General features: G+C 49.2%; 7 protein-coding genes. All 7 read left to right on the top strand.

All coding sequences use genetic code 11. The features are described from left to right. Positions 1-3: 3 nt before the first annotated feature. The 7 genes from V6668_RS26135 (at position 4) to fabD (ending at position 17,933) form a co-directional block, all read left to right on the top strand. Positions 4-4,035 (top strand): SDR family NAD(P)-dependent oxidoreductase, encoded by a 4,032-nt coding sequence (locus V6668_RS26135; protein ID WP_338707064.1) that lies wholly within the window; start codon positions 4-6, stop codon positions 4,033-4,035. 14 nt (positions 4,036-4,049) lie between these two features. Then, positions 4,050-13,166: an SDR family NAD(P)-dependent oxidoreductase gene (locus V6668_RS26130; RefSeq protein WP_338707063.1), complete on the top strand. Its 9,117-nt coding sequence runs from the start codon at positions 4,050-4,052 to the stop codon at positions 13,164-13,166. Between the two features lie 47 nt (positions 13,167-13,213). Then, on the top strand, positions 13,214-14,059 hold the full coding sequence (locus tag V6668_RS26125; protein ID WP_036668119.1) for a 3-hydroxyacyl-CoA dehydrogenase family protein: 846 nt from the start codon (positions 13,214-13,216) through the stop codon (positions 14,057-14,059). An 84-nt stretch (positions 14,060-14,143) separates the two neighbouring features. After that, positions 14,144-14,386, top strand: coding sequence for an acyl carrier protein (locus V6668_RS26120; protein WP_036668118.1), 243 nt, complete (start codon positions 14,144-14,146; stop codon positions 14,384-14,386). A gap of 77 nt (positions 14,387-14,463) precedes the next feature. Next, positions 14,464-15,621, top strand: a complete 1,158-nt coding sequence (locus V6668_RS26115) for an acyl-CoA dehydrogenase family protein (RefSeq protein ID WP_235193722.1) — start codon at positions 14,464-14,466, stop codon at positions 15,619-15,621. After that, positions 15,618-16,643, top strand: a complete 1,026-nt coding sequence (locus tag V6668_RS26110; RefSeq protein WP_076328853.1) for an HAD-IIIC family phosphatase — start codon at positions 15,618-15,620, stop codon at positions 16,641-16,643. Before V6668_RS26115 ends, V6668_RS26110 begins: the two co-directional genes overlap by 4 nt. Before the next feature lie 30 nt (positions 16,644-16,673). Continuing rightward, the gene (fabD, locus tag V6668_RS26105) at positions 16,674-17,933 is read left to right on the top strand and encodes an ACP S-malonyltransferase (RefSeq protein WP_338707062.1); all 1,260 of its coding nucleotides are present in this window, start codon (positions 16,674-16,676) and stop codon (positions 17,931-17,933) included. The last annotated feature ends 55 nt before the right edge of the window (positions 17,934-17,988 follow it).

The following is a 17,988-nucleotide window of genomic DNA, read 5'->3' as shown; positions in this document are numbered from 1 at the left end:
GTGGTGGAGAGTGTATACAAGTTTGTCATGGAACATCTGCAAGACGGAAGCTTGGATAAAACCGTGGCCGTGCAGCTACTCAAAAAGCTCAAAGCGGAAGAGGACGCTTATACGGCGTCCGGGTCAACCAATGCTGCCAAAGATATTGCCATTGTGGGCATGGCTTTGAAGCTGCCGCAGGCTGAATCTCCTGTCGAATTCTGGGATAACATCGTCAGTGGCACGGACAGCATTCGTTCCTTTCCCGAATCCAGAGTGCCGGACATCCAGTCGTATCTGCAATATTTGGGCATGTCGCCAGACGAAATTCAATTTAATGAAAATGCCTATCTGGATGAGATTGATAAATTTGATTACGCCTATTTTAAAATGTCACCCAAAGAAGCTAGTCTTACAGACCCCAACCACAGACTGTTTCTGGAAACGGCATGGAAGGCGATCGAGGATGCAGGGTATGGAGGCGGAAAACTGACGGGCAGTCGTACCGGTGTATATCTGGGCCTGTCCAACAATATTCGGGATTTGTACTCACGTTTTATCTACGATGCGGAACCGGAATCCTTTGCGTACTCGCTTGTGGGTAATCTGGCTTCTGTAGCGGCTGGTCGGTTATCCTTCTTACTGGATTTGAAAGGGCCGAGCATGGTGGTGGATACCTCTTGTTCATCCTCTCTGGTGGCCATTACACTGGCCTGTCAGGCGATCAAGGAGGGGCAATGTGATCAGGCACTCGTTGGGGGAATCAAGATTAATCTGGTTCCTTTAAAGAGTGATCATATCAAAATCGGGATTGAGTCGACAGATTGGAGAACCAAAGCTTTTGATGACGATTCGGACGGATCGGGCATTGGTGAAGGCGCAGGAGTAGTGATGCTCAAACCGCTGGATAAAGCGTTGGAAGATCGTGACCAGATCTACGCTGTCATTAAAGGTTATGGCGTAAACCAGGATGGTAAATCCATTAGTATCGCCGCCCCGAACCCAGAGGCGCAGACCGAAGCGATTCTTCAAGCCTGGGCAGATGCGGGTATCGATCCCGAGACGGTCTCTTATATTGAGACGCATGGCAGTGGCACCATGCTGGGTGATCCCCTAGAGGTACAAGGGATTGAGCAGGCATTCCGGCGTCACACCGGTAAAAGTCAATTTTGCGGGATCGGCTCGGTCAAAACCAATATCGGCCACCTGTCGGAGGCGGCTGGGGTCGTGGGTTTGATCAAATCTGCTCTGTCACTGCAACACAAACAGATTCCTGCCTCCAAACATTTTCACAGACCGAATCGGGCCATCGACTTTGCGGCTTCCCCGGTCTATGTGAATGCCCGGTTGCGGGAATGGGATACCGATGCAACACCACGACGTAGCGGTGTTAGTGCATTTGGTATCAGTGGAACCAATTGCCACATCGTTCTGGAAGAGGCACCGACCACTACGGTTAAAGTGCAGGAAGTGCAGGGAGGACATCTTCTAACCGTATCGGCCAAAACGGAGGCAGCTCTCCAGACCCTGATTACGGAATATGCTAACGTGCTCTCTCAAGTTGAATCTCAGCATGTACCTTCTGTATGTTATACCGCCAACACGGGAAGGGGCCACTATTCATACCGTTTACTGGTCACCGGGCAGGATGCGGAGGAGCTTCAGCTTCGCTTAATTGAGGCTGGACGAATGATCGGATCGGCGGATGAGAATTTAAGCAAAAGTGTAGGACCCAATGTACATCGAAGTCCAGGGATTTATTACGGTTATCACAAGGTCAGCAACGATCAAAACCGTCCAGATTCACCAGCCATAGGTGGAGAAGAAGGGCATACGGGCCATCGGTCTATGAGTCTGAATCCGGAACTGGCGAAGATAGGCAAAGGTCAGCAGGTCGAACAGGATATTCTGGACCGGATTGGCCTGCATTATGTGAAGGGTGCAGAACTGAACTGGGAGCTTCTATATACAGGGGACGGGCTACGCAAAACAAGTCTGCCGACCTATCCATTTACCCGGACTCGCTGCTGGTTTGGAGTTCCTGAGGCAGCTCGTACCGCCGCTATCGCGAATTACAGCAATGCGGACTCGGAAGAACCGACGCCAGCCCGATTCTATCGGATGAACTGGAGGAGAGCAGATCTAACAGAGCCGGAGCCGATTCAAGGAACAGGTGCAGTGCTGGTTTTGAAGGATGAGGGTAACCGGGGAAGTGAATTGATTGAACGCCTTAAGCAGTCAGGGCGCCAAGTGATTGAGGTCTGTTATGGAGAATCTTTCAATCAGGAACCGGATGGATCATTTACGGTAAATGGTTCGGAAGGCAACTTTGGGGAGTTGTTTGTAGCGTTGGGAGAAACGTCCATCAGTGACATTGTGCATCTCTTTGCAGTCCCGGCTTCCACGGAAATTCGTACACTTCAGGCTTTGGAACAAAGTCAGCAAAAAGGGGTATATAGCCTGTTTTATCTGATTCGTGCCTTGATTGAGCACGGAAGTGACAGCGCGCTGAATATGATGCTGGTCTCCGAACAGGTCTACGAAGTCACAACCGGAGAGAGTCGGCTTTCTCCCGAAGCGGCCTCGTTATACGGTCTGGGCAAAGTACTCGCCCTGGAATATCCGCATATTACGTGTCGAAGCATTGATTTGGACGAGAGTACAGGAGTAGCTGAACTGCTTCAGGAAATGGGTTCCCAAAATCAGAGTTATACCTCTGCATACCGCAATGGGGTTCGATATATCGAGGAATTGGGTGAAGTCCCAGCCAATGAGTTAAAGGATTCTCCTGTCCATATCCAAAGAGATGGCGTGTACGTCATTACTGGAGGTACAGGCGGGATTGGTCAGGAAATGGCAAAATTCTTTGCTGCCCAAGCAGACGTTAAGCTTGTACTGATTGGTCGCACCCCAGTTCCAGTAAGATCGGAATGGGAGACTCTTCTTAAGGACCCCGAACTTGAACCCAAGATGGCGGCTCGTCTCCATAATTTCCTGGCGATTGAACAACAGGGCTCGGAAGTATCCTGTTATGCAGCCGATGTGTCGGATTATGCAGCGATGCAGGATGTACTGGCCGATGTCAGGGAGAAGCACGGGTCCATCACGGGTGTGATTCACGGTGCAGGGGTACCGGCGGTTGGATATTTGATCCGCAAAACCCAGGAAACGTTTGACGAAGTCCTTCATCCAAAAGTGCAAGGGGCCTGGATACTGGACCAACTGACTCGGCAGGATGAGCTTGATTTTATGGTCTTTTTCTCTTCCGGTCTGTCTCTGTCAAGTGAAGTTGGACAAGGGGATTATTCAGCGGCAAATGCCTATCTGGATGCTTTGTCTTACTCACGCAGCAAAAGTGGTCTGAAGACCTTGTCTATCAACTGGTCTTCTTGGAAAGAAGCGGGTATGTCTGTTGATTACGGTTTTAATGTGGACGCCATTACGAAAGCCCTTCCGACCGAACAGGCAACGGCCGGATTCTTGGCAGCATTGAACAAAGAGGTGCCGCGTGTGTTAATCGGGGAATTTACATACCATCCACGGTTTGCCAAAGCGCTATTGACCAAGTTTCCATTCCGATTCTCGGAAGAGATGACGAACAGGCTGAAGGAAGCCGAGAAGTTGGAAGAGTCGCGGCAGGTGGCTCCTGTTGCAGCCAAACGAAACAAATCGACGAATGCACATGTTGAGCTCAAAGGGAAAGACGGCGAGGATTACAACAGCATCGAACGGCAGATTGCAGGCATGTATAACGAAGTACTTGGTTTTGAAGAACTGGATATCCACGACAGCTTTTTTGATCTGGGCGGAGATTCCATCCTGTTAAACCGTTTATTTTCTTTGCTCGAAGATGCCTATCCAGGCAAGATGAAACTGATCCATCTATTTTCGTACACCAGTGTACATGCGCTATCCCAATTTGTAATGACCAAGCTGGAAATAAAACCGGCTGCTGAGCCAGTCCAACCGGTGGATGATTTTGAACAGCTGTTTAAAGATATTGAAGCCGGTAGTCTGAGCATTGACGATGCAGTCAAGAGCGTCGAGGATCGTTGAGGAAGGAGAACCCGATGAACCAAACAAGCCAAATGCTGAGAATGATTATTGAGAATGCAGCCGCGGGCAAAATTGACAAGCAGGTTGCTGGCCAGCTGCTCAAAGGATTGAAATCGGAGGGTAGGCGGAACGACTCTGAGGGAATCGCCATTGTTGGCATATCGGCCATGCTTCCGTCCGCGGACAATATTGGCGAGTTTTGGGACAACATCCGTGATCGCTGTGATTCCATTGCTAATTTTCCGGACTCTCGTCGTCAAAATATTGATGCATATCTCCAATATGCAGGATATGGAGAGGACATCAAATACAGTGATGGTTCTTATCTGAAAGACATTGACCAATTTGATTACAAATTATTTCGGATTCCGCCGCGGGATGCGGCGCTGATGGACCCTTTTCAAAGACTGTTTCTACGAACAGCCTGGAGTGCCCTCGAAGATGCAGGATATGGTGGGAAAAGTCTGGCTGGCAGCCGTACAGGCGTATATCTGGGATTCGCCAGCAACATTAAGGACAGCTATCTGCGAATGATTCAGGACATCGATATTCAATTAACTTCCGATGCAGCCGTCGGCAATATTGCCGCCATGATGCCTGCACGAATTTCGTACCTTCTGGATCTGAAGGGGCCTTCAATGGTGGTGGACACGGCCTGTTCATCCTCATTGGTTGCCGTGCATCTCGCCTGCCAATCCATTCGGAATGGCGATTGTGATATGGCACTTGCCGGTGGATTACGTGTGAACCTGATGCCACTGGATACGGAATATTACCGTGGGGGGCTTGAAGCATCGGATGGACGAACAAGAGCCTTTGACCATTCATCGGATGGGGCTGGAATCAGCGAAGGGGTTGCTACGGTATTACTGAAACCGTTGAGCAAAGCGCTCAGGGACAAGGACCAGATCTATGCGGTTATTAAAGGCAGCGCCATCAATCAGGACGGAGCTTCTATTGGGATCACCGCTCCCAACCCGGAGGCCCAGGCCGATGTGATATCAAGAGCGTGGGATCAGGCCGGAATTCACCCGGAGACCCTGTCTTACATTGAGACACACGGAACGGGTACGAAGCTGGGAGATCCGTTGGAACTTGAAGGCTTAGAGCTTGCTTTCCAGAAGTATACGGATAAAAAGCAATTTTGTCCGATCGGTACCGTGAAATCGAATATTGGTCACCCCTATGAAGCGGCAGGTCTGGTCAGTCTGATCAAGGCGGCACTGGTTATCAAAAACCGTGAAATCCCGCCATCTCTTCATTTTGACAGACCCAATGCACAGATCGACTTCAAGACATCACCCGTGTATGTAAACACAAGACTTCGCAAATGGGAAGCAAAAGGATCTCCGATGCGCTGTGCAGTAAGCAGTTTCGGTTTTAGCGGAACGAACTGTCATCTGGTGCTGGAAGAAGCCCCGGTTGCTACAGATGTTGACTCTTCTTATGCGAAGGAAGGGCTGGTCGTGTTGTCCGCCAAGTCTGAGCCAGCTCTGCGGGAACTGGTCGCCACATATAGCCGATTAATGCAGGAAAAACCGCCTGCATGTCATCTGCAGGATCTGTGTTATACCGCGAGTGTTGGCAGAGGACACTACAACTTCCGATTGGCTGTAGTAGCAGAAAGTATCGCGGATCTGGGACTGAAGCTGCAAGTCCTATCTTTGGCGGAAACGTGGAATGAGCCTGAGTCCTGGTTTAGCTTCGGGGAGCATAAAATCGTTCCTGCCAGTAAATCACAGCTTGAGCCAGGTGATATGACGGAAGCGTCACGGAAGAAGCTTGATCGACGGGTACAGGAGCTTACGCAAGAGGTTACCCTCTCCGAGTGGACTGATGAGGCTGGCGTGTCCGAACTTGGTTCGTTATACGTACAAGGTGCAGACGTGAACTGGGTGGAACTGTACAAAGGTACCGGTGTGCATCGGGTCAGCCTGCCCGTATACCCTTTTGAATCCCATCGCTGCTGGATTGATCTGCCCGAGGATCTGGTTTCGAGTCGTATCGATAGAGGTGCAGCAGTGCCTGTTCAACAGACAGAAGATTTTCATTATACGATGCAATGGAGAGTTGCTGAACGGAAACGTTCAGGCAGCGGGATCTCCGTTTTACCGGGAACGGTATTACTGATTGAAGGCAAGCCTGGTGCAGATGATTCTGTAGCTCGTGTGCTTGAGCGCACGGGCGTGAATATAATCCGGGCTGTAGTGGGCTCTGCTTATGCACATGTGAGCGACAATCGGTATACGCTTGGTGACGAGGAAGCGGATTACGACCGTCTCTTCGCAAGCCTTCGGGACAAGTCGGTGTATCACATCATTCATGTTGGCTGTTCTTTGGATACCCCGCAATCGGGTATTCACAGTCTGAATGAATTGCAGAACAGCCAGCGCCAAGGTGTGTACAGTGTGTATTATTTAGTGCGTGCTCTGATGAGAAGTGATTTTGCCGAGATTGCTGGTATTACACTGATTGCATTGAACGCCCACAATATTACGGGAGACGAATCCGCTCAGCGGCCGGAACATGCGCCATTCCTGAGTCTAAGCAAGGTATTGAGCCGTGAGCATCCATCCATCTCTTTCCGCTCCATAGACGTAGATGCAGACACCGCCACAGATGACTGGATGGAGGAAGCGCTGGATACAGAAGGTCAGGGGGATTATCTGGTCGCGTACCGTGGTGGACAACGTTACGTTGAAGAATTTACGCGTGTGCAGGTTGCTGAGGATACCCCATTATCTGTACGCCATCAGGGCGTATATCTGATTACTGGGGGTGGCGGTGGTATTGGTCTGGAAACTGCGCGTTTTCTGGCTTCCAAAGCACCTGTGCGCCTGGCTCTGATCAATCGGACCCCGATACCGGATCGTATACATTGGGAGAACTTGATGAACCAGCCCGGTCAAGCCAAGCTTCGGCGATTCATTACAGCCGTTACGGAGCTGGAGGCTAAAGGTTCAGAAGTGTCTTGGTACAGTGCGGATGTAGCTGACTGGGAAGCCATGGATATGGTGATTCGGGATATGCGTACACGTTATGGGGCCATTCATGGAATTATTCATGGGGCGGGTGTCGGAGGAGATCAACTTCTGTTGGATCGGAGTGAAGAACGATTCAGCGAAGTGCTGGCATCCAAAATATATGGTACCTGGAATCTGGATGAACTGACCCGCAGTGATGATCTGGATTTCTTTGTGATGTACTCTTCTGTAGCCACGATGTTCAGTGGTGTAACGCAAGCAGACTATGTGGCAGCCAATGCCTACCTGGATGCCTTTGCTGATGAGCGTACCTTAAGAGGAAAACGCACGCTCACCGTGAATTGGACCACATGGAAAGAGACGGGCATGTCGGTGGATGCCGGTTTTACCGCAGACACCATCTTCAAAACGGTCCTTACGGCAGAGGCAATACAGGGTTTGGCACAGGCGATGAACTCTTCGATCCGCAGGGTGCTGATCGGGCAACTGAACTTCAGTGGAGGCGGCGTTCGCTTGCTGGATAAAATGCAGGTTCGGTTGTCAACAGAACTCAGCGGCAAAGTGGCCGAATATCTGCAAAGCGCTGCTTCCAAAACGAGGTCGACCAAGAAGGCTGGCAGCACTTCAAATGGTGAAGTGAAATTATCAGGCAAGAGCGGGGGCGGATATACGGCTACCGAACGCCATGTCGCCAGCGTATGCAAAGAAGTTCTTGGATTTGATGAAATCGATATCTATGAGAATTTCTTTGAGTTGGGTGCGGATTCCATTCTGCTGCTGAAAATTCACGCGGGGCTCTCCAAGAGGTACTCTGGTGTTCTTGCCGTGACGGATTTGTTTGAATTTTCTACGATCCATAAGCTGGCTGAATATATTTTCAAAGAACATGGTGAATCGGAAGAAGACGCTAATCCTGTATTGAGTGATATAGATGATGCATATGCGACCAGCGAAAAACAGGAATCCACGCATGTTGCGGAGCAAGCAGAGGCAGGTTCCCAAGATCAGCAGCGTCCAGGACAAACTGTGCCTGGACCTTTGTCAGGAGATTTAGCCATCGTAGGGATGGCTCTGAATGTAGCTTCCACAACTGATGTATCCGAATTCTGGGAGCATATTCAAGGCAAGGTAGATCATATCCGTCCTCTCCCGGAACGAAGACAACAGGATCTGGACTGGTATTTGCAAAATACAAGGCTGGATCTCCCGGAACTGGATTCCAAAGCGGGAGCTTTTATTGAAGACATTGACTTATTCGATTATTCATTTTTCAAATTATCACCTAAGGAAGCCAGTCTGACAGATCCGAATCAACGTCTCTTCCTGGAGACGGTGTGGAGGGCCATTGAAGATTCGGGTTATGGCGGCGGGAAATTGGCCGGGTCAGATACCGGTGTCTATTTGGGTTATTCAACCAACACAGTCGATATGTATTCACGATTCATATATGAGACGGATTTGGGTGCTCTGCCGGATGCTGTGGTGGGTAACACACCATCGATCATTCCGGCCCGCATATCGTATTTGTTGAATTTGAAAGGGCCAAGCATGTTGGTAGATACGGCCTGTTCTTCGTCTCTCACAGCGGTGCACATTGCTTCGCGTGCCCTGTTAAGTGGAGAGTGTAGCATGGCCGCAGTCGGTGGAATCAAAATCTCAACCATGCCGATCACCAAAAAGAATGAAAACATGCTCCAGGGACTGGAGTCCGGTGATGGAAAGACCCGGGCATTCGATGATGATTCCGATGGTGCTGGACTTGGTGAGGGCATCGGGGTAGTGATGCTAAAAAGGCTGGATCATGCCTTGAGGGATGGGGATCAGGTATACGCCGTTCTCAAAGGCACTGCGATGAATCAGGATGGCAGTTCAGCCGGTATTACGGCTCCCAATCCAGCGGCTCAACAGGAAGTCATCACCAAGGCCTGGAAACAGGCGGGTATTCATCCCGAGACCATTACTTACATGGAAACGCATGGCACGGGAACCGCACTGGGTGACCCGATTGAAATCAAAGGCATCCAAAATGCGTTCCGACAATTCACGGACAGACGCCAATTCTGCGCGGTCGGTTCCATTAAAACCAATCTGGGTCATACCTCTGAGGCAGCAGGCATGATCAGTCTGATCAAAGCTGCACTGGCTGTCAGACATGGTGTGATTCCGCCGAATCTTCATTTCAATCGTCCGAACCGGAATATTGATTTTCATGCATCGCCTGTATATGTGAATACACGATTACGACCGTGGAAAGTGAAGGACGGACCGCGTCGCTGTGGTGTCAGTGCGTTCGGTATTAGTGGTACGAATTGCCATGTCATTCTGGAAGAACCCCCGGTGACAATACCCGTATCTGCACCAGTAACAGCACGTCCTCATTTGCTGGTATTGTCTGCCCGATCCGAAGAGGCACTTCAGCGGCTGGTTGCCGACTATGTTCGCCTGCTTGAACGGAACGAGCAATATGCACTCGCAGATATTTGCAGTACAGCCAGCACGGGACGAGGGCATTACCCGTTCCGGTTGTCACTTATGGGGCGGGATACGGAAGGGCTGCTGAACACGCTTAGACAGTTGGAGAACAAACCGTTTCAATCCATTGCACAACTAGGTGTAGAGTTCGGTGAACATCGGACTGTTCCCAAGAGCAAGAAGGATAAGGCTGCTGGTGAAATGACCGAATCGGAAAAAATGGGTCTGAGCCAATTAATGCGTTCAGCGATCCAGAGCTTTGTACAGGATGGACGCGAGTCGGAGTATTTGTTAAAGCAGATCGCCCATCTGTATGTACAGGGAGCAGATGCGGACTGGGAAGAACTGTACGCAGGTGAACACCCTCGTAAAGTCAGCTTGCCCGCGTATCCGCTGGAACGGAAGCGCTGCTGGATTAACATTCCCGAACGTCCACAGCTGCGTGAGGTCTCGATAGAAGAGGTCCCGGCTCCTCTGCACTATGCCGCTATGTGGAAAGAAATGAATCGAATATCGATTGGTCAACAGGGTGGCAGTACAGAACCGGTTGTAATGTTAATGGATAGAAATGGCACAGCCACATCCGTAGCTGGGAAACTGGAAGCGGAAGGCCGGCTTGTGATCAAGGTTTACCGCGGAGAGTCCTACACCAATCAAGCCAATGCCGAATTTACCATTCGATCATGTGAAGAAGATTATGAACGGTTAATCCGAGCGGTAGAGCCTTATAAAATCTCGCAGCTTCTTCATTTCTTTGCACTGGATCAGGATGCGGATGAAGGTACTGTAGGGGAATTGGAAGAATCGCTTGATCGTGGCGTGTACAGTCTGTTTTATTTGTCCAAAGCGATGTCCAGGGTTCATTTCAAACGCCCGGTCGACTTGGTACTGGTGACATCTTGTACACAAAGCGTTACGGGCAGTGAGCTGTACATTCGTCCAGAACACGCACCCATGGTTGGGCTTGGCAAGACCATCTGTCATGAGATGAATCAATTCCGTTGCCGAAGCATTGATATTGATGCCGAGACACCGATGGAGCAATGGCTACAGGAAATTCGCGACCCGGACACGTTATATCTTGCTGCGTACCGGAAGGGGCGGCGATATGTTCAGGAGTTGGGCGAAATCCCGATGTCCTTGCTGCCGGAACGACCGATACACATGCGTGAAGGCGGTGTGTATCTCATTACTGGAGGGACAGGCGGAATTGGAATGGAGACGGCGAGTGCACTATCTTTAGCGCCGGAGAAAATCAAACTTGTATTGATGAACCGCTCACCGTTTCCAGAACGGGCAACATGGGAAGAGGTGCTGTCCTCAGGTGAGGAAACGAAGTTAACCGCTCAGATTCAACGGATCAAAGAGATGGAAGCTCAGGGCACAGAAGTACATCTATACAGCGTAGATATTGCTGACCCCATTCAGCTTGCTTCGGTGCTCAGCAAAATCAGACAGCAACATGGTCTGGTGTCTGGTATTATCCACGGCGCTGGTGTGGCTGGCGAAGGTTTCCTGATGAATAAAGACCGTGAAGCCTTTGAACGCGTTATGCGGCCTAAGGTGCTGGGGACATGGAGTCTGGATCAGCTGACACGTGCGGATCAGCCAGACTTCTTTGTCATGTTCTCCACGGCTACCACGTTCTTTAGTGAACCTGGACAGGGGGATTATACCGCTGCTAATGCCTATATGGATTCGTTCGCGGCTCATCGCAGGCAATCAGGTTTGTCCACTCTTGCCGTGAACTGGACAGCATGGAAAGAGACCGGCATGGCCCGGGATTTTCATGCCAATTCAGATGGAGGATTCAAGGCGATCACAACAGCCCGGGGCATCCAAGGGCTGCAAGAAGCCATGCGCAAGGATATAACCCAGGTTCTGATCGGGGAACTCAACCGGGAAGGGATTTATCAGCATGTTTCTGATGATATGCCGCTCATGCTGTTTTCTTCCGATATTAGCGAGGCCATTGAGACAGGACGTAAGGGAGATTCAAGTCGTTCACATGAATCATCAGGCGAGATGAAGTTGCTGGGCAGGATGGATGAAGTTTATTCCGTCATTGAGAACGCCTTAGGCCGACTATGGAGTAAATCGCTTGGGGTCAATGAACTCAGTATTTATGATGATTTCTATGAATTGGGTGGAGACTCCATTCTGGGTCTCAAGATCGCCAATGGTCTCACAAAAGAGTTGTCGATTCTTGTGAACACAGCAGAGATCCTGATGTATCCAACCATTGCGGAATCGGCTGCCTATCTGGAGGAGTCTTACGGTCTTTCCATAGGTGAAGATTCCGTGGGAGCGCTGCCTGCTCTGACTCGCGTGGAGACCCAACCGTATTACCCAGTCTCTTCTGCACAGAAGAGATTCGTCGTTCTGGACCGGCTGGAGGGTCAAAACACCAATGCAAACATACCAAGAGCCTCCATCATGGAGGGGGACTTTGAGCATGGGGCATTTGAACAGATCATTCGCAAGCTGATTCAACGTCATGAATCCTTCCGGACTTCGTTTGAGATTCTGGACGGTATTCCTTATCAGAAGGTATGGGATCAGGTCGATTTCAACGTGGGTTATTCAGAGTGTACCCGGGAACAACTGACCGAGAAGCTCCTTGGTTTTGTGAAACCTTTTGAGTTGGATCAGGCACCATTATTCCGTTTTGAAGTGGTTAAGCTTGCAGATCGTGTACACGCCGTATTTTTTGATATGCATCATATCATCACAGATGGCATGTCCATGGACATCATTATGCAGGAAATCATTGATCTGTACGAAGGGCGTGAACTGCAACCACTCACCATTCAGTACAAAGATTATGCCGTGTGGCATAATGCCTTGCTCTCCTCTGGTGCTCTGCTCAAACAGGAAGAGTATTGGTTGAACCTGTATCAGGATTCCATTCCACAGCTCAAATTGCCTACCGATTATCCTCGTCCTTTGGCTAATGAATTCGAAGGAGATCAGGTCGTGTTTATCGGCAATGAAACCTTGACTATGGATCTGGAACGTATGGCTGCGAAGACAGGAACAACCTTGTTTATGCTGCTGCTTGCAGCATATAACGTTTTACTGGCCAAATATGCAGATCAGGAGGATATCGTTGTGGGCTCTCCCATTGCGGGCAGATCTCACGCCGATCTGGAGGATGTCGTTGGTGTTTTTATTAACATCATCACGATTCGTACCAAGCCACAATCCGGGAAAACGTTCCTGGAGCTGCTGGCTGAAGTTAGGGAAGGCGCCTTGAGGTCTTATGAGAATCAACAATTTCAGTTTGAAGACCTGGTGCGGAAGCTTAACTTGAACAGAGACAGACACCGTAATCCTTTATTCGATGCGATGTTTGCCCTTCAGAATGTAGGTACAGTGGACGTTACTGTGGGCAAATTCACTACGACTCCATATGAGTTTGGAGCTGCGGAAAGCCGTTATGACGTGTATCTCGAAATCATCGAGAAGCATGACAAGCTGCGATTTAATCTGGAGTATCGTACCAAGCTCTTCAAGCGGGAAACGGCGGAGAAAATGCTTCACGATTATGTAGAGCTGCTGCAACAGTTATTGCTTCATCCGGAACAAAAACTTGGCGAGATTGAACTGGAAAGCAGCAAGCATATGCTGGTTTCTTACGATACGGCCTCAGAAGATCTTGATTTTAATTTCTGATCAGGGAGAGCATAGCCTCTCCCCCACAAACAGGAGGAACAGGGACAATGAAGAAGATCGGGGTAATTGGAGCAGGTGTGATGGGCCGCGGTGTAGCCCAGAGTTTTGCACAGACAGGTCATGAGGTTGTCTTGGTGGATATCAAGGATGAAGTGCTGGAGAGCGCTGGAGAAGAGATCTATAACAATATCCGGATGCTGAGGTTATTCAAGAAAGTAGAGGGACTGGAAGACCCGGAGATCATCATGGAGCGCATCCATATGACGACGGAACTGGAGATGCTTCGTGAAGCTGATATTATCGTTGAAAATGTGAATGAACAGTGGGACATCAAAAAGGAAGTGTACAGCCTGATCGATCCGATCTGTCATGAGGCATGCATATTTCTGGTGAACACTTCGTGTATCTCCATTACCAAAATTGCAGCACTAACCAAGCGGCCTGATCGGGTCATTGGTACTCATTTTATGAATCCGGTTCCCCTGAAATCAGCAGTTGAAGTGATCAAGGGTATGCACACCTCGGATCGTACCATTGAAGAAGTAACTGAACTATTGTCATCCATCGGTAAAGAGACGATTCTGGTTAACGACTTTCCCGGATTTGTCTCGAACCGGATTTCCCATCTGTTTATGAATGAAGCTGCTTTTGTTCTACAGGATCAGGTGGCTACAGCACGTGAGGTGGATGATATTTTTGTGAAATGTTATGGACACACGATGGGACCGCTGGAGACAGCAGATTTAATCGGCTTGGATACTGTTGTGGATTCGCTCGATGTGCTGTATGAGAGCTATCAGGACCCGAAATTCCGTTGCTGTCCTTTACTGAGAAAGATGGTGCACGCCGGACAGACTGGAAGAAAGTCGGGGGAAGGTTTCTATAGTTACTAATCAACTGCATGAATCGTTCATGGCATGAAAAGCTTTATTGCGTATTCAAAACACCATTTTAATGAGGGAAAGGGAGTAATACACATGGAAGAAGTTAAAGGTAGAGTTCGCAAGTTTCTGGGTCGTTTTTTCAAAAAGCACGAGCTTCAGGACGACGAGGATATCTTTGCCCTTGGTTTTGTGAATTCGTTGTTTGCGATGCAACTAGTTATGTTTCTGGAGAAGGAATTCTCCATTCGTGTCGACAATAAAGATCTGGATTTGCAGAACTTCAAGTCCATTAACGCCATCGTTGAGCTTATTGAGAGCAAGATGGTCAGTTCTTAGGAAGCCGATTCGGTCCACAGTCCAGTGTACCGTTTGCATTCATCCAGTCCCATTCTAAGGAGGTTAACGTGTTGAAAATGGAATTGAGCGAACAGCAGCTCCAATGCAAGCAGGATGCTGCATCATTTACCAATCAATATATCGTCCCATACGCAGGCTTGCACGATAGAGAGGAACGGCTTCATCCAGAGGTTATCGATTCGCTGAAATCCTCCGGTTATCTGGGTTCCATGATTCCTAGGGAGTATGGAGGCATGGGGCTTGATCCGATATCGGTTGGGGTGCTGAATGAGGAGATCGGAAGAGGATGTTCATCCGTCCGGAGTCTGCTTACTGTTCACGGTATGGTAGCCATAGCCATTCAGAAGTTTGGTTCCGAAGATATGCGGTCCTATTGGTTGCCACGACTGGCCTCGGGTGAAGTCATTGGAGCCTTTGGACTGAGCGAACCGGGAGTGGGCAGTGATGCCAAAAGCATCGAGACTATTGCCGAATTGGATGGAGATGGGTATCAGCTGAACGGGAAGAAAAAGTGGATCACGATGGGTCAGCTTGCTGACCTGTTTCTCATCTTTGCCCAAGTGAATGATAAACCAACCGCATTCTTGGTGGAACGGAATAATTCGGGATTGAAGACGCAGCCGATCAACGGAATGCTGGGGGTTAAAGGCTCGATGCTCGCGGAACTGCATCTGGAGCATTGTTATGTTGGCCCGGATCGTATGGTAGGGAGCCCAGGTATCGGTGTTTCCATGGTAGCCTTGCATTGTTTGGATTATGGTCGCTACACCGTAGCTTGGGGCTGTATTGGACTGGGACAAGCCTGTCTGGATGCTTCACTGAGTTATGCAGGCAGCCGCCGTCAGTTCGGAACTCTTTTGCAGGAAAATCAGTTAATTCAGAAAATGCTGACAGAAATCATTGTGGATGTGAGAGCAGCGCGGCTCTTATGTTATCAATCCGGTTATCTGAAAGAAGTAATGGACCCGGATTCCATTATGGAGACCTGGACGGCTAAATATTATGCAGCTGATATGGTCAACAAGGTAGCGCACCGCGCGGTACAGATTCATGGAGCCAAGGGCTGTAGTGCGGAGTATCCAGTGGAGCGCTTCTATCGGGATGCCCGCGTGAATGAGATTATTGAGGGCACCACACAAATGCATGAGATGGTTATTGCTTCATACGCTGCGAGTACCCATGAATCCGTACAAGAGGAGGCTGTTTTGTCATGAAAAAAATTAAATGTGTGATCTGGGATTTGGACCATACCATTTGGAACGGAATTTTGCTGGAGGATGAAGAGGTCACGCTGAAAGAAAATATTGTAGAAGTCATCCGTACACTGGATGAACGGGGCATTCTACAATCGGTTGCCAGCCGTAACGATCATGAACTGGCAATGGCCAAATTGGAAGAATTCGGATTGCGTGAATATTTCATCTATCCACAAATCAATTGGAATGCCAAATCCCGATCGGTAAAAACGATTGTGGAGTCCATCAATATCGGAATGGACACGATTGCCTTTATCGATGATCAGCCTTTCGAACGGGAGGAAGTATTATTCACTCACCCCGACGTGCTCTGTATCGATGCGCTGGCCTACCTTGAATTAACGGATATGGATGAGATGAACCCACGTTTCATTACCGAGGATTCTGCCTTACGCAGAAAGATGTACATGAATGATATTGCCCGCAATGAGAAGGAGGAGGAATTTGAAGGTACTCAAGATGAATTCCTGGCCTCTCTTGGCATGATCTTCACGATCTCCGAGGTGAAGGAAGGGGATCTACAGCGTGCAGAAGAACTGACGGTGAGAACACATCAACTGAATGCCACAGGTTATACCTACTCTTACGAGGAACTCGATCAATTCCGGTACTCTCCACGTCACAAACTGCTGATTGCAGGATTGGAGGACAAGTACGGCACATATGGAAAAATCGGACTGGCTCTGCTCGAATTAAATGACGAAGTTTGGACGCTTAAACTACTACTGGTCTCCTGTCGCGTTATGTCTAGAGGAGCAGGTACGTTGCTGCTGCATCATGTGATGCGTATGGCTAAGGAAGCGAACGTCCGTTTGCAGGCCGAGTTTGTATCAACAGATCGCAATCGTACGATGATGATCACTTACAAATTTGCTGGATTCCGTGAGATTGAGCAGAACGGAGATTTTTATTTGTTTGAGAGTGATCTAAGCATGATTCAGGATCAGCCTGCGTATGTGTCCATGGAAGTTATCGCGTAAACCCAATCTAAGAGGCGAGGTGTTCAATCAATGGAAAAAATAGCATTTCTGTTTCCAGGGCAAGGTTCCCAATATATAGGTATGATGAAAAACTTCTATGATCAGTACGAGATTGCAAGACAAACGTATGAAGAAGCTAATCATATTCTGGGCTTTGATCTGGCCAAAATGAGTTTTGAAGGCAGCCTGTTTGATCTGAACAAACCTTCCAATATGCAGCCGGCATTGCTGACAGCAAGTGTTGTTGCCTATCGTGTCTACATGGAGGAGATCGGGATCAACCCGCAGTTCTGCGCGGGTCACAGCCTGGGTGAATATGCAGCACTAACATGCTCCGGTGCCATGACATTTGGTGATGCTGTGCGGATCACCAAGCGGCGTGGCGAATTGACCGAACTCATCGCAGATGAAGCAGATGGGGGAATGACCATCATTGATGGTGCAGATGAGGGTATGATCCGCAGAGCCTGTGAGCAAGTGTCAACCGATACGGCCTGGTCTGCGATCTCCTGTTACAATGCTTCAGGTCAGTATGCCATATCCGGTCATCAGGATTCGATTGAACAAGTTGAATCCCTCTTGCTGGATCAAGATGCCCAGACGACCCCGTTGATGATGAGTGCGCCGTTTCATAGCCGTTTGATGGAGCCGGCCGGTCAACAGCTTGCGGTAGAACTTGCCAATTATCGTTTCCACCCATTCAAGTGGCCCGTCGTATCTAATGTGACCGCTACTCCGTATACCGAAGCTGAGCGAATTAAGGGACTGCTCCAAAGGCAATTATCCCAGCCGGTGAAGTGGACACAGACGATGCAATATCTCAAAAAGCATGGTGTCACGCTGACGATTGAACTTGGACCAAAGAATGTCCTGAGCGGACTGGTGGAGCTGGACAAGCTGGGCATGAAGTCTTTTGCCTATGGACAGAAAGAGGACCGCAAAGCATTGAAGGAGTTGCTGGATCAGGCTGTTGTATCCAGACCGAGACCAACGGTAGTGACCAAATGTATGGCCGCGGCGGTAGCCACACCGAACCGGAATTGGGATCAGGAGCAATATCAAAAAGGAGTCGTTGAGCCTTATAAACGAATCCAGCAGCTTCAAGAAGAACTTGAGGCAGCGGATCGGGCACCGACTACGGAGCAGATGAAATTGTCTCTGGAATGGCTGGGTACCATATTCGAAACCAAACAAGTAGAGCAGGAAGAGCGGGATGACTGGTTCCACCAGATCCTGGACGAGACGGGACAGTATTATTTGTGGAGTGACGATAAAGTTCCTACGGCATAACAAGTACGTGTACACCAATCAACCGGCATGACAGGTGAGATCAACACTTGTTGTG

Origin of the sequence: Paenibacillus amylolyticus (assembly GCF_036894225.1) — a bacterium.
GTDB classification, from domain to species: domain Bacteria; phylum Bacillota; class Bacilli; order Paenibacillales; family Paenibacillaceae; genus Paenibacillus; species Paenibacillus amylolyticus.
Note: the sequence above shows the minus strand (reverse complement) of the source record. Positions and strands in the feature narration are given on the sequence as shown.